Annotated in this window: 16 protein-coding genes; 5 read left to right on the top strand and 11 right to left on the bottom strand. The window is 68.9% G+C overall.

All coding sequences use genetic code 11. The annotated features are described in order from the left end of the window. Positions 1–130: 130 nt before the first annotated feature. Positions 131–805 carry a phosphoribosylformylglycinamidine synthase subunit PurQ gene (gene purQ, locus ACT4N3_RS00650; protein WP_444853273.1) on the bottom strand — a complete coding sequence of 225 codons (675 nt, stop codon included), beginning with the start codon at positions 803–805 and terminating at the stop codon, positions 131–133. Continuing rightward, positions 802–1,056, bottom strand: coding sequence for a phosphoribosylformylglycinamidine synthase subunit PurS (purS, locus tag ACT4N3_RS00655; RefSeq protein WP_444853274.1), 255 nt, complete (start codon positions 1,054–1,056; stop codon positions 802–804). Before purS ends, purQ begins: the two co-directional genes overlap by 4 nt. A 127-nt stretch (positions 1,057–1,183) precedes the next feature. Here purS and ACT4N3_RS00660 point away from each other — a divergent pair, with 127 nt between their 5' ends. From ACT4N3_RS00660 to ACT4N3_RS00670, 3 genes are all read left to right on the top strand, one after another. Next, entirely contained in the window at positions 1,184–1,333 is a 150-nt protein-coding gene (locus tag ACT4N3_RS00660) for a hypothetical protein (protein WP_444853275.1), read from the top strand. A 46-nt stretch (positions 1,334–1,379) separates the two neighbouring features. Then, complete coding sequence (erpA, locus tag ACT4N3_RS00665; protein ID WP_444853276.1) at positions 1,380–1,706, top strand: iron-sulfur cluster insertion protein ErpA; 327 nt, start codon at positions 1,380–1,382, stop codon at positions 1,704–1,706. A gap of 96 nt (positions 1,707–1,802) precedes the next feature. Next, the gene (locus ACT4N3_RS00670) at positions 1,803–2,852 is read left to right on the top strand and encodes a GNAT family N-acetyltransferase (RefSeq protein ID WP_444853277.1); all 1,050 of its coding nucleotides are present in this window, start codon (positions 1,803–1,805) and stop codon (positions 2,850–2,852) included. On the opposite strand, the gene ACT4N3_RS00675 is transcribed toward ACT4N3_RS00670, so the two are convergent. From ACT4N3_RS00675 to ACT4N3_RS00695, 5 genes are read right to left on the bottom strand one after another with little or no spacing between them, the layout of a single operon-like run. Next, the gene (locus tag ACT4N3_RS00675; RefSeq protein ID WP_444853278.1) at positions 2,849–3,748 is read right to left on the bottom strand and encodes a GNAT family N-acetyltransferase; all 900 of its coding nucleotides are present in this window, start codon (positions 3,746–3,748) and stop codon (positions 2,849–2,851) included. The two genes, ACT4N3_RS00670 and ACT4N3_RS00675, sit on opposite strands and share 4 nt — an antisense overlap. Then, entirely contained in the window at positions 3,735–4,754 is a 1,020-nt protein-coding gene (locus ACT4N3_RS00680; protein ID WP_444853279.1) for a polysaccharide deacetylase, read from the bottom strand. Before ACT4N3_RS00680 ends, ACT4N3_RS00675 begins: the two co-directional genes overlap by 14 nt. Positions 4,755–4,800: 46 nt before the next feature. Continuing rightward, on the bottom strand, positions 4,801–5,430 hold the full coding sequence (upp, locus tag ACT4N3_RS00685) for a uracil phosphoribosyltransferase (protein WP_444853280.1): 630 nt from the start codon (positions 5,428–5,430) through the stop codon (positions 4,801–4,803). 2 nt (positions 5,431–5,432) lie between these two features. After that, positions 5,433–6,599 carry a DUF1688 family protein gene (locus tag ACT4N3_RS00690; RefSeq protein WP_444853281.1) on the bottom strand — a complete coding sequence of 389 codons (1,167 nt, stop codon included), beginning with the start codon at positions 6,597–6,599 and terminating at the stop codon, positions 5,433–5,435. A gap of 5 nt (positions 6,600–6,604) precedes the next feature. After that, positions 6,605–7,921: a GTP cyclohydrolase II gene (locus ACT4N3_RS00695; protein WP_444853282.1), complete on the bottom strand. Its 1,317-nt coding sequence runs from the start codon at positions 7,919–7,921 to the stop codon at positions 6,605–6,607. A gap of 50 nt (positions 7,922–7,971) precedes the next feature. Here ACT4N3_RS00695 and xth point away from each other — a divergent pair, with 50 nt between their 5' ends. Together xth and ACT4N3_RS00705 are read left to right on the top strand one after the other, a co-directional pair. Beyond that, a complete protein-coding gene (gene xth, locus ACT4N3_RS00700; RefSeq protein ID WP_444853283.1) occupies positions 7,972–8,754 on the top strand; it encodes an exodeoxyribonuclease III in 783 nt (260 codons plus the stop codon). 64 nt (positions 8,755–8,818) lie between these two features. Further along, positions 8,819–9,100: a hypothetical protein gene (locus tag ACT4N3_RS00705; RefSeq protein ID WP_444853284.1), complete on the top strand. Its 282-nt coding sequence runs from the start codon at positions 8,819–8,821 to the stop codon at positions 9,098–9,100. A 211-nt stretch (positions 9,101–9,311) separates the two neighbouring features. Here ACT4N3_RS00705 and ACT4N3_RS00710 read toward each other — a convergent pair whose 3' ends face one another. From ACT4N3_RS00710 to ACT4N3_RS00725, 4 genes are all read right to left on the bottom strand, one after another. Next, positions 9,312–9,638, bottom strand: coding sequence for a hypothetical protein (locus ACT4N3_RS00710; protein ID WP_444853285.1), 327 nt, complete (start codon positions 9,636–9,638; stop codon positions 9,312–9,314). Continuing rightward, entirely contained in the window at positions 9,635–10,021 is a 387-nt protein-coding gene (locus ACT4N3_RS00715) for a hypothetical protein (protein WP_444853286.1), read from the bottom strand. Before ACT4N3_RS00715 ends, ACT4N3_RS00710 begins: the two co-directional genes overlap by 4 nt. Then, positions 10,018–11,175, bottom strand: coding sequence for an N-acetyltransferase (locus tag ACT4N3_RS00720; protein WP_444853287.1), 1,158 nt, complete (start codon positions 11,173–11,175; stop codon positions 10,018–10,020). Before ACT4N3_RS00720 ends, ACT4N3_RS00715 begins: the two co-directional genes overlap by 4 nt. Before the next feature lie 10 nt (positions 11,176–11,185). Then, positions 11,186–12,155, bottom strand: a 970-nt coding sequence (locus tag ACT4N3_RS00725) for a M20/M25/M40 family metallo-hydrolase (protein WP_444853288.1), incomplete at its 5' end; no start/stop codon positions are given.

The following is a 12,155-nucleotide window of genomic DNA, read 5'->3' on the forward strand; positions in this document are numbered from 1 at the left end:
GCGTCGCGGATTGGCGCCGGGTGCGTCGGCGCACGATCGACGGCTGGGGATGGATGCCCTGGCGCGGCGTGCAGGTGCTGGCGCTGTTCGCCGTCGCCGGCCTGACGATGCTGCTAATGCGCTCTTAGGTTCAGGCCGTCGGGGCCAGCGTCTCGACCAGCGCCTCGAACAACCGCCGCCCATCCGTGCGGCCATGCGCCGGCTCCACCGCCCGCTCGGGGTGGGGCATCATCCCGAGGACGTTTCCGCTGGCGTTCAGGATGCCGGCGATGTCGCGCGCCGAGCCGTTGACCGCGCCGGTGTAGCGGAACGCGATCCGGCCTTCGCCCTCCAGCCGATCCAGCGTTTCCGAGTCGGCCTGATAATTGCCGTCATGATGGGCGACCGGGAGCATGATCTCCTCGCCGGCTGCGTAACGGGCGGTGAAGATGCTCTGGCTGTTCTCGGTCCTCAAGGCCACGTCGCGGCAGACGAAGCGGATGCCGGCGTTGCGCATCAGCGCGCCGGGCAGCAGCCCCGTCTCGGTCAGCACCTGGAAACCGTTGCAGACGCCGAGCACCATCGCGCCGCGCTCGGCTGCTTCCTTGACCGCGCGGATCACCGGCGAAACGGCCGCCATCGCGCCGGAGCGCAGATAATCGCCATAGGAAAAGCCGCCGGGAATCGCGATCAGGTCGAGCCGTTCGGGCAGATCGGTGTCGCGGTGCCAGACCATCGCCGGCGCGCGGCCGGTCACGAGCTTCAGCGCCTCCGCCATGTCCCGGTCGCAATTGGAGCCGGGGAAGACGATCACCGCGCTCTTCATGCGGGGGCTCTTTCCGGCACGGCGACGCGCTCGATCCGATAATTCTCGATCACCATGTTCGCGAGCAGCTTGCGGCACATGTCGTCGAGCTGGGTGTCCGTGACGCTGTCGTCCACTTCGAGCTCGATCAGCTTGCCGGCGCGCGCGTCATGGACGCCGGCGAAGCCGAGGCCTTCGAGCGCGTGTTGGATCGCCTTGCCCTGAGGATCGAGCACGCCGGCCTTGAGCGTCACATAGATGCGGATCTTCATCGACGGTCCCGGTGCGATGCGAGTGATGGCCGCGCCTATGGCGCTCCTCCGGCGGCCGGGCAAGCGTTCATCGGCGCTTTACCAATTGGTGCGACCCTCTTCGCCTTATGGTTGGAGAGTCACGGCCATGATGGGCATCGCGCTCGGCTGTTTCATCGGCCTGTTCGCGTTCGGCCACCACTATCTGGGCTGGCACGATCCGCATGGACAGGTGCAGCTCGGCCTGTTCATGTCGTTCCTGTTCGGCATCGTCTGCGGCTATCGCAGCGGGCGCTGATCGCGCCGCTCTGGCGATTTCCGGTGCGAGCCCCTATCTTGCCGTCATGGCCGACATCGCCCTTTCTCCCAGCGCCGCGAAGCGCGTCGCCACGATCGCCGCCCGCCAGGGCAGGCCGGCGATCCTGCGCCTCTCGGTGGAAGGCGGCGGCTGCGCCGGCTTCCAGTATCAGTTCGGGCTCGCCGACGCGGTCGAGGCGGACGACACGAGGGTCGAGCAGGACGGGGTGAGCCTCGTCGTCGACCCGGTGACGCTCGATCTGGTGCGCGGCGCGACGGTCGATTTCGTCGAGAGCCTCGGCGGCGCGGCCTTCCAGGTCGCCAACCCCAACGCCGCCTCGGGCTGCGGCTGCGGGACCAGCTTCAGCGTTTAGGGCCCAGATCCATGGCCGCGTTTTAAGCCAATAATGGCCGCGTTTTAAGCCAATATTCGCCTCTTCGCGCTACGGGCGGGCGCCGAGGGTTGTCGCATGCTGCATATGAAGATCGATCCGGCGGCGGCGGGACGGCGGGCGGTCGTGCTCGTCGTCGCGGGCGCCGCAGCCTGTCTCGATCAGCTGGCGTTCGCGGCGGAAGGGCTCGGTTTCCTGCGCGCCGCCTGGTTCGAGGCGACGGCGGACTCGTCCCTGATTACCGTGGTGGCGCGGCGCCGCGACGGCGCGCCGGCGGCCGCGATCCCGCTTGTCGCGCGCAAGCCGAAGGCTGCGCGGCTGAGCGAGGTCCCGGGCTGCTACTGGCCGTTCCGCAGCCTGCCCGTCGCCGGCGATTGCGGCGATGCCGAGCTTCAGGCGCTCCTCCGCAGCCCCCGCCTCGGCCGGGCCTGGCGCTGGGGGCCTGTCCCGGCCGATGATCCGGCGCTGGTCCGCTTCGCCGGGCTCGCCGCCGGCAGCGGCTGGACCCTGCTGCGCCGCCGGATCGCCACCACCTATCGCGTCGATCTCAAGCGCCTGACGGCCGAGGGCACCTGGCCGTCGACAAAGACGTTGCGCAAGAATCGCTGGCTCGAACGCCGCCTCGCCGAGCAGGGTGATCTGGAGTTCCAGACGGTCGGCGGCGCGGCCTGGAAGGATGACGTGTTGGACGTGCTGGCGGCGATCGAGGCGGAAAGCTGGGTGGCGCAGAAGGGCGATACGAAGTTCGTCGACCCGGCGAGGCGCCGGATCTGGGCGCGGGCGCTCCAGGATCCGGCGCTCGCGGCGATGCTGTCCTGCTCCGTGCTTCGCATCGGCGGCGCGCCCGCCGCCTTCACCTTCAGCGTCGCCAGCGGGACGACTCGCTATTACATTGCCAACGGCTACAGCGACCGCTTCGCCGAGGGCAGCCCGGGCCGCATTTTGCTCTATCGCGATTTCGCCGAGGCGGCGGCGGCGGGGGTCGAGACGATCGGCTGGGGCGCGGGCGATCCCGGCTACAAGACCGAGATGGGGGCCGAGCCGGGGCCGGACCTGGTCGATTGCCTGTTCGTTCGCGGCCGGCTTGCCGGGGCGCTGGCGCGGCCGTTCTGGGAACGGCGCGGCTAGCGGCGCGGGCGCCGTGCCGGCCCGCCGCCCGCGACCCGTTTCGCCAGCGCCACCGCTCCGTCGAACGCTGCAAGCATGAAACCGGTGGCGAGGAGTCCCGGAGTCCGGCGCATCAGCAGCAGATCGACACAATCGACCCCGTCGGTGGCGAACAGCCTTTTGTGCTGGCCGTCGCCTTCGGTGAAGTCGAACAGCCGGAAGCGCCGCTCTTCCATCAGCTGGCGCATCGCCTCGAGCTGGAGCACGGTCCCCGGCGAATAGTCGGCGAAGTCGGGATCGTAGCCGAGATAGGCGTAGATAAGGGTGAGGCCCTCGGCCGGCGCCCAGAGATAGGCGACCGGCCTGTCCGCGACGAACAGCAGCCAGCCGCGCGCACGGTCGGCCCGAGCCAGAGCGCGCATCCCGGCCAGTGCCTGCGGCCCGTCGGGAAGGCCGGCGCCGAGCCGGCGCTCCTGATAGGTCTTGGCCGAGAGGCCGCGCGCCAGCGCGTAGAAGACGCCGATCTCGTCCTCGGTGCGATAGCAACGCAAGTCCAGCGCGCCGCCCGACCGCTCGGCGAGCTTGCGGAGCTTGCGCTTGCAGGTGGAGCGGCTCTTGGCCGAGAAGTCGGCGAAATAGGTGTCGAAATCCTGGTCGAGGCGCGCATAGCTGCGGCGGTAGCGCTGCCGGACGAAGGGCTTCAGCGCGCGACGACCTGCGGTCAGGGGGCCGACAAGAGCGGCCGGCAGCGCGGTGACGAAATAGCCCTGCTCGCCGTCGGTCAGGTCGGGCAGGGCCGGCAGCGCGCCGCCGAGCGCCTCGTCGAGCGACAAGGTGCGGCGCGCGAGTCGGCGACGCAGAGTGATGAGGGTGCGCGCGCCTACCCTGAGCGGCAGGGCGACCTCAGAGGCCGGCATAGATGACCAGGTCCCCGAGCGCCGCGATCGGTGGGATGGCAATGAGCGCCGCACCCAGAACCGGCTTCTCGTAGCGCGCCGTGCCCCAGGCCTGCTCGGCCATCCGCCATGCCATACGCAGCGTCTGCGCCGGCAGCGGGCGGGCCGCGCGGATGGGCAGGCTCACGTCGAGCCCGGCGAAAGTCGCGGTAGGCATCGCTTGCGCGTTCGCCTCCAGGAAGGCGCAGAGTCGGTCGAACCGCCCGCGCACCAGTTGGTTTACCCGTCGGCCGTCGCGCGTCGCCAGCTCGAAGCTGTGACCGACGATGGTGGTGACGGGATGCTCATTGCGGGCGGCGTGGCGCAACGCCGCCTCCATCTCCTGGCTCGAGAGAGCGCAGATCTGCAAGTGGCGCAGCCCTCCGTTGCCCACAGCGATCTGACTTATCGGAATCTCGACGACGCCCCCGCATTCGGCCGGGTCCATCAATGCGGGCGCGAGGGGCAGGGCGCTCGGCCAGGGATGGTCGGTGCCATTGTGGCTGCTGTCGTAGCGCAGCCCGACGCGGCCAAGCGCGCGCAGCGTGTCGCCGGTCACGGCATAGCTGCCGGAGCGGAAGGCGATCGGCGCCGGCGCGCCCGCGGCGATGAGAAGGTCGCGCGCGGTCTCGATCAGACTGTGCTGCTCGTCCGCCGCGAAATCGGTGAGCTCGAAGCGCGCATCGTCGCGGCGGCCGTTTGCCAGATCGTGCCAGAAGCTGTGCAGGTGAAGCTGGACCTCCTGCCCGGCCTCCAGGATCGGCTCCACCATGCGGCGGACGGGATCGAGGCCGTAGACCAGAGCCGGCATCGGATCGACGAAGAAGCAGGCGCTGAGGCCGTGCCGGCGCAGCCGATCGAGCTGGTAAGGAATGCCCACGCCCGCGGGGTCGTAGCTGTAGGCGAGATTCTCGCGCCAGCCGGCGCCTCGCGCATAATGCCGCCAGGTCAGTTCGGTATCGATCGTCAACAGGACGCGCGTCGCCATGGCCGCCTTGTACCGGCCAAGGGTAAAGCGCAGTTAAACGCGACCCTTAGCGGGTCCCGAAGGTGCGGTCGCCGGCGTCGCCGAGGCCGGGGACAATATAGCCGTGATCATTGAGCTCGGGATCCATCGCCGCGGCCCAGACCGGCACGTCGGGATGAGCGGCGCGCACCGCCTCCGCGCCGGGGCGGGAGGCGAGCAGGCAGACGAAGCGCAGATCCGTCACGCCCGCCTCCTTGAGCAGGTCGAGCGCGGCGATCGCGGTATGACCGGTCGCCAGCATCGGGTCGACGACGATGACGCGGCGGTCGGCCACGTCCTCCGGGGCCTTGAAATAATATTCGACCGCCTGGAGCGTGATCGGATCGCGATAGAGGCCGATATGGGCGACGCGGGCGGAGGGGACGAGGTCCAGCATGCCCTCCGCCATGGCGAGGCCGGCGCGCAGCACCGGCGCGACGACCAGCTTCTTGCCGGCAATGGTGGGAGCGCGCGCGGTGGCGATCGGCGTCTCGACGCCGATAAACTCGGTCGGCAGATCGCGGGTCACTTCATAGCAGAGCAGGGTCGCGATCTCGCGGACGACAGAGCGGAACAGGTTGGTCGAACTGTTCCGGTCGCGCAGCAGGGTGAGCTTGTGCTGGACCAGCGGGTGGTCGACGATTGTGAGGCCTTGCATGGTCAGAACACCGTCCCGTCGCTGATGATGGTGAATGGCGGACCGCCGTCCGGGCGGCGGTCGGCGGCGATGCGGCGGCCGGCGACCCAGCTGCCGCCCTCGAGCATGCGGGCGAGCGGGAAGTCCGCCGTGCTCACGCCGAGCCGCTCGCGGACGAGGGGCGCCATCCGGTCGAGCAGTGCGACGGTCATCGCGCGCCAGGCGACGATCAACGGGTCGGAGACGTTGTGCGTCCGCGACGCGTCGGCCGGGTCGGCGAGCTGGAGCACGTCCATGTCCACGAACAGGCCGCCGTTGCGATATTCGGCGAGGCCGGTGAGGCCGTCGATCTCGACCACCGCGATGCCGGAATCCTGCAGCGGCTCGATCAGCGAATAAGCCAGCCATTGCGAGAGCTTGTGCAGCGGCACCAGGCCGTCGCTGGCCTCGTCGCGCCGGATCGCCGGATGGCGCCAGCAATCGCCCAGATGTATGCCGTCGATCATCAGCCGGTCCGCCCAGATCGGCCCCAGCGCCTCGAGCAGCAGTTCGAGGATCGCCGTGGCGGGTAGACTGCTTCCATCCGCCCGCGCCGCGAGAAAGTCGTGGAGCCCGCCGAGACGTCCGCCCACAAACAGGTCCGGCCGCGCGCGGATTTGGGCGCCGAGGCGACGGAGCAAAGCAACGCGGCCGTCCAGGCCCAGAAGCGGATTGTCCTCCGAGACCTGAAAACCGCGCGCCAGCGTCTCGGTTTCAAGGTAGGCGAGATCGTTCAACGCGCCAGCCTCGACCATGCGCTGGCTTGCGACAGCCAGCCCTTCCGAGCGTTTCAGCGTCTGGCCGCTCTTCGGGTCGACATAATGCCAGGCCGGCCCCGCGCCGGCGTCGAGTAGTACCGAAAGGATGGCAAGCTCGAAGGCCGCGCGGGCAAGCTCCGCCGGGTCGCCGCTCGGCAATTCCGGGGCTCCCGCGACGAAGTGGCGCCAGCGGGCATGGAACGGGATGTCGAGGGTCGGGAAACGCTCGCGCGTTATCGAAGCGACCAGATCGGCGGCGGTGGGAAGGCGGCCGAGATCGACCGCCCACCCCTCGACTTTACCCGCGACCGCGAGGTCGAGCATTTCGTGCGCCCGCTCACGGACCGCGGCGGCGTTGAGCAGGCTGTGCAGAGCTTCGGACGTGTCGACCATTCGGGCTAGAATTTGCCGAGATCGCGGCCGACGGTCTTCTTGAGCGCGTCGGCGCTCGGCGGCGCTTCGGTGGTGAAATAGCCGGCCGCCTTCTTCGCTTCCATCTCGACGCTCGCGTCCTCGGGAACCAGCCAGTCGGGGATCGGAACGCGCTCGCCGATCTCGATCCCGCCGCCGGCGAGGGCATCATATTTCATATTGGACATCGACACGAAGCGGTCGATGCGGCTGATCCCGAGCCAGTGGATCACGTCCGGCATCAATTGCTGGAAGCGCGCGTCCTGAACGCCGGCGACGCATTCGGTGCGCTCGAAATAGGTCGCCGCCTGATCGCCGCCCGGCTGGCGCTTGCGGGCGTTGTAGACGAGGAACTTGGTCACCTCGCCGAGCGCGCGGCCTTCCTTGCGGTTGTAGACGATGAGGCCGACGCCGCCCTGCTGCGCGGCCCGGGTCGCCTCCTCGATGCCGTGGGTGAGATAGGGGCGGCAGGTGCAGATATCGGAGCCGAACACGTCCGATCCGTTGCATTCGTCATGGACGCGGCAGGTGAGGGTCTTGCGGCCCAGCTCGGCCGGGTCGCCGAAGACGTAGAGCGTCATGCCGCCGATTGGCGGCAGGAAAACCGACATGTCCGGCCGGGTGACGAGCTCCGGATACATGCCGCCGGTCTCCTCGAACAGGCAGCGCCGAAGGCTGGATTCGCTCACCCCGAAACGCTCGGCGACGCCGGGCAGCCACCAGACCGGATCGACGGCCATCTTGGTGACGGAGACGTCTCCGGCTTCGCGGACGATGTCGCCGTCCACGTCCAGCCGGCCCGCTTCGATCGCGTCCTGGATCTCCGGCAAAGTGAGCCGCGCCTTGGTGATCGCGATCGACGGGCGGAGGTCGAGCCCGTCGGCCAGTGGCACGGCGAAATCATGCGCGACGCGATGGCCCCAGGGGTCGAGCGAGACGATCTTGCCGGGATCGCCCCATTGCGGATGGGGCCCGATCTCGCAGACCGGCGCCGTGTCGTTGAGGTCGGGCCGCGCCTGCGGGTCCATCGCGCCGGACGAGATCGCCAGCGCGCGGTAGATGCAATAGGAGCCGCCATGCGCGCCGATCGCATTGCGGTCCCCGCCGGCGTTGACGGTGGCGATGACCGGGCCGCGCTCGGCGGCGGTTGGCGCGCCCCACTTGAGCTGGAAACGCCCCGGCCGGCGCGAGCCGGGATGCGATGTCAACCGGATGCGCCCGCTTTTTCCTGCCGCTGCCGTTTCCAAATCCTCGTCCCGCTCTCTTACTTGCTTCAGGGCAGCATGACGCTTGCGGCGGAACAAGGCAAATCGCGGCCTATTCCCGGCCTGCGCCCGGCTGCTATGCGCGGGTCATGAAGATCGTCAGCTACAACCTCAATGGCATTCGCGCCCGGCTGCCGCGCCTGATCGAATATCTCGACGAGCAGAAGCCCGACATCCTCTGCCTGCAGGAGCTGAAGTGCGACGACGACAGCTTCCCGATCCTGGATCTGCGCGCCGCCGGTTATGACGGCGTCTGGCACGGCCAGAAGGGGTTCAACGGCGTCGCCATCCTGACCCCCGCCGCGTCGCTGCCGGCGCTGCGCCGCATCGGCCTTCCCGGCGATCCGGACGATACGCACAGCCGCTATATCGAGGCCGACGTGGCCGGCGTGGTCGTGGCCTCGATCTACCTGCCTAACGGAAATCCAGTTGGCACGGAGAAGTTCGCCTACAAGCTCGCCTGGATGGACCGGCTTCGCGCCCTTGCGGTCGAGCTGCTGGCCGAGGAGAAACCGGTCGTGCTCGCCGGCGACTGGAACGTGATTCCGACCGACGATCCCGACGACGTCTTCTCGGCCAAGGCGATGGCATCGGACGCGCTCGCCCAGCCGCAGAGCCGGGCGGCGTTCCGCACGATCGCCAATCTCGGCTTCACGGACGCGATCCGGACCCGCCATCCCGACGGGCCGCAATATACGTTCTGGGATTATCAGATGCGCGGCTGGGAGCGCGATGCGGGCTTCAGGATCGATCACCTGCTGCTCAGCGCGCAAGCCGCCGACCGGCTTCGCGACGCCGGCGTCGACAAGGACTATCGCGGCCGGGAAAAGGCGAGCGACCATGCCCCTACCTGGGTGCAGCTCGCCGATTGAGCCCGGATTGCGCGCGGCTCATTGCGGGACTAGCCTGAGCGCCGTTCGGTTCGAGGAGGCTGGCATGCTGAGAGCTCTGATCGCGGGAGTCGCAATTCCCCTGTCGCTGATCGCGCTCGATGCATCGAGCCTTGCCCAGATGACCCAGAAGGATGCCCCTGAAAGCAAGGGCAGGCGGATCTGCCGGACCCAGGGTGAGACCGGCTGGGTAGCCGCCCGCCGCCGCGTCTGCCTGACCAAGGCGGAATGGGACCGCACCGCCGAGGAGCAGCGTCGCGGCAGCCGGTACATCCTAGAGGGCCTCGATTCCTGCCGCAATCGCGGCGAGGGGGGGCCCTGCGGCTGAGCGCCGAACAAGCAGAAGAGACAGCCAAAGGGACGGGCGGTGGCGCGCGGTGGGACTTGCATTCCCCACTAAGCGTTCGGACGGCCTGGGGGCCGGACCCGTGCTACGGCAGCAAGATTTACCGTGTTACGCGCGCCGGGGCTTCGCTTAGCATGTCGCCGACGAGTCGCGAAGCGGCGATCGCGGCAGCCGGGCGCGCCGCCGCTTCGCTTCAGCGGGCCGGACAGCGCTCCGAGACGCCGCGCGAGCCGTCCGGGTTGACGATCGCGATGCGGCCTTGGGCGAGGACGGTCGCGCCCAGCACGGTCGCACGGCCTCCGCGCGGCGTCAGGGTCAGGCGATCGCGCGCCAGCCGCCAGGTCCCTTCGCCGCCGGCATGGGACAGAAAGGTGCCGTCGCTGCGGAAGATCACATAGCGCGCGCAATCGCCATTGTCGGTCCAGCGCCCGACCATGAACGAAGGTGTGAGCGGCGGCACGCGCTGCGCCGCGGCCGGGGCGGCGAACAGAAGCAGGGCCAGCGCCGCGCGGCCGGTCATGGACAACGGACCGAGGCGCCGCGCTGGCCGTTTCCGTCGATCACATCAAGGCGGTCGCGGGTGACCGAGACGAGCTGGAAATTGAAGACGCGCGCGCCGACGTTTATCCGCAGCCGATCGCCTTCCACCCGCCAGTGGCCACGGCTGCCATCGACGGCCCGGAAAGTGCCGTTGCCGAAAATCTCCACCGGGTTCGCGCAGCTGGCGCCGACATCCGCCCAGCGGCCGACAAGCGGCGATTCGGCGGTGGGGGCGGGCACTGGCGCCGGGGCCGCGCGATTGGCGGCGGACTGATTGGCCGGCTCGACGACATTGTTCCGGTCGCCGCCAATCGGGGTGCAAGCCGAAAGCGCCAGCAGAGCGATCGCCCCCACTTGCCTCATTGCCGCAGCGCCTTCTCGTAGATGCGGTAGGTGCGGTTGCGGCGCGCCTCGATCGCGTTGGCGATCGAGAGCATCGGTGCGTTGTCGTCGAGGATCCAGCCGACCTCGGCGCGGGTGATGCCGTAATGGCCGTTGCCGGCGCGGCGGATATATTCGATCATCATGAAGGCGAGCTGGCTGGCGAGGCGGGTCGCGTGCAGCTTCTTCACCACGCCCATCAGCGGCACGCGGCCGCCCGTGGGCCGCATCCGCTTCAGCCGCCAGAGCAATTTAACGAAGCCGAAGGGGAAGAGCTCGCCCTTCAGATCCCGGATGAACTCGTTGACGTCGGGCAGGCCGATCATGAAGGCGACCGGCTCGATCCCGGTGCCCTCCTCCGCGTCATATTCGGCGACCAGGATCATGTCCTCGAGCACGATGGGTTTGAGCTTCTTGCCCGCATAAGCGATCTCGCTGTCGGTCAGCGGGATGAAGCCCCAATTGTCCGACCAGGCCTCGTTGAGGATCGAGAGGATCAGCGCCGATTCCTCCGCAAAGCGGCTCTTGTCGACCTTGCGGATGCGAATTCGCGGATTCTTCTCGCCCGAGGCGACGATCCGTTCGACGATCGGCGGAAAGGGGCGGTCGGACGGCACGTCGTAGGTGTAGAGATCCTTGACGCCCCGATAGCCCGCGCCTTCGATCCAGCCCTGATATTCGGCCCGGTTGTGCCCCATCATCACCATCGGCGGATGATCGTGGCCCTCGACCAGCAGCCCGGGCTCGTCCCAGATGCCGAGCGAGAAGGGGCCCATCGAGCGGGTCATGCCCTTCGCCCTGAGCCAGTCTTCGGCCGCGGCGAGCAAGGCATGCGCGATCGCCTCGTCCTCGGCCTCGAACATCCCCCACTGGCCGAGTCCGGCGCCCATATGCTCGAGCACGAGCTGGTCGACCTGGGCGGAAATCCGGCCGACGGGCTTGCCGCCCCGTTCGGCGAGGAAGAATTGCGCCTCTGCATGCTCGAACCAGGGGTTCTTGCCCGGCGTGATCAGGCCGCGGACTTCGTCCTTCAGCGGCGGCACCCAGTTCGGGTCGCCGGCATTGAGCCGGTAAGCGAGCTCGACGAAGGCCTTTTTGTCGGCCTTGCTGGCGACGGGACGTACGGTGACGCTCATCCGCGCCCCGCTACTCCATCGTCAGGACGTTGGCCACGGCGACGATGCCGTTCAGGAGATGGCCGACGCGGACATTCTCGTCCTCGGCATGCTGGTTGTTGTCGTGGTTCCACAGGCCGAGCGTGATCGTCGCCGCGCCCAGCTCCTGACGGATGAGGTAGAGCGGCAGGCTGCCGCCGAGGCTGGGCAGCACGACCAAATCGCCATTGGCGCGCAGCGCCCGGGTGAGCGACTGGGCGAGCGGGTTGTCGAGCGACGTCCGCTCCGCGGGATAGCCGCGTTCGCGGGTGACGGTGGCGATGCGCGGGAAGCGGCGGCGCTCGGCCATCGTCGGTTCGCGGTCGAGCACCTCATAGCCCTGGGCGCGGATGTGGGCGATCACCCGGTCGACCTGTCGGTCCGGCGTGTTGCCGAGGACCAAGCGGAGGTCGAGCGCCGCGGTCGCGGTCGTCGGGATGACGTTGCGCGAGCGCTCGCCGACATCGGCGCTGCGGAAGCCGTTGATGTTGAGCGAGGGAAGGTTGATCAGCTCGGTGAGACGCGCGCCATTGCCCTCGGTGCGGGCGAGGCCGAGTTCGCGGCGGAGCTGATCGTCGGGCACGGGCGCGGCGGCGATCGCGGCGCGCTCGGCGGCGGTCAGCGGCACGACATCGTCGTAGAAGCCGGCGATCGTCACGCGGCCGTTCTCGTCGCGCATCGAGGCGAGCAATTCGGCCAGCATCTGGGCCGGGTTGGGCGCCCAATTGCCGTAATGGCCGCTGTGCAGCGGGCGGACGGGGCCGTGGACCGTGACCTCCATGTTGACGTCGCCGCGCACGCCGAGGCTGAGCTGCGGCGGGCCGGACTGGTGGGCCGGGCCGTCGATGATGATCCAGCCGTCGGAGCGGAGCGTGTCGCGATGGCGGCGAAGCAGGGCGGCGAGATTGGGCGAGCCCGCTTCCTCCTCGCCCTCGAAGACGATGCGCAGGTTGAAGCTCGGC

The organism is Sphingosinicella sp. (genome assembly GCF_052388015.1).
Classification (GTDB): Bacteria; Pseudomonadota; Alphaproteobacteria; order Sphingomonadales; family Sphingomonadaceae; genus Allosphingosinicella.

What these genes read in the sequence shown, in the direction of transcription:
- purQ (WP_444853273.1), bottom strand. Translation starts at nt 805, where the DNA reads ATGAAGAGCGCGGTGATCGTCTTCCCCGGCTCCAATTGCGACCGGGAC.
- purS (WP_444853274.1), bottom strand. Translation starts at nt 1,056, where the DNA reads ATGAAGATCCGCATCTATGTGACGCTCAAGGCCGGCGTGCTCGATCCT.
- ACT4N3_RS00660 (WP_444853275.1), top strand. Translation starts at nt 1,184, where the DNA reads ATGATGGGCATCGCGCTCGGCTGTTTCATCGGCCTGTTCGCGTTCGGC.
- erpA (WP_444853276.1), top strand. Translation starts at nt 1,380, where the DNA reads ATGGCCGACATCGCCCTTTCTCCCAGCGCCGCGAAGCGCGTCGCCACG.
- ACT4N3_RS00670 (WP_444853277.1), top strand. Translation starts at nt 1,803, where the DNA reads ATGCTGCATATGAAGATCGATCCGGCGGCGGCGGGACGGCGGGCGGTC.
- ACT4N3_RS00675 (WP_444853278.1), bottom strand. Translation starts at nt 3,748, where the DNA reads ATGCCGGCCTCTGAGGTCGCCCTGCCGCTCAGGGTAGGCGCGCGCACC.
- ACT4N3_RS00680 (WP_444853279.1), bottom strand. Translation starts at nt 4,754, where the DNA reads ATGGCGACGCGCGTCCTGTTGACGATCGATACCGAACTGACCTGGCGG.
- upp (WP_444853280.1), bottom strand. Translation starts at nt 5,430, where the DNA reads ATGCAAGGCCTCACAATCGTCGACCACCCGCTGGTCCAGCACAAGCTC.
- ACT4N3_RS00690 (WP_444853281.1), bottom strand. Translation starts at nt 6,599, where the DNA reads ATGGTCGACACGTCCGAAGCTCTGCACAGCCTGCTCAACGCCGCCGCG.
- xth (WP_444853283.1), top strand. Translation starts at nt 7,972, where the DNA reads ATGAAGATCGTCAGCTACAACCTCAATGGCATTCGCGCCCGGCTGCCG.
- ACT4N3_RS00705 (WP_444853284.1), top strand. Translation starts at nt 8,819, where the DNA reads ATGCTGAGAGCTCTGATCGCGGGAGTCGCAATTCCCCTGTCGCTGATC.
- ACT4N3_RS00710 (WP_444853285.1), bottom strand. Translation starts at nt 9,638, where the DNA reads ATGACCGGCCGCGCGGCGCTGGCCCTGCTTCTGTTCGCCGCCCCGGCC.
- ACT4N3_RS00715 (WP_444853286.1), bottom strand. Translation starts at nt 10,021, where the DNA reads ATGAGGCAAGTGGGGGCGATCGCTCTGCTGGCGCTTTCGGCTTGCACC.
- ACT4N3_RS00720 (WP_444853287.1), bottom strand. Translation starts at nt 11,175, where the DNA reads ATGAGCGTCACCGTACGTCCCGTCGCCAGCAAGGCCGACAAAAAGGCC.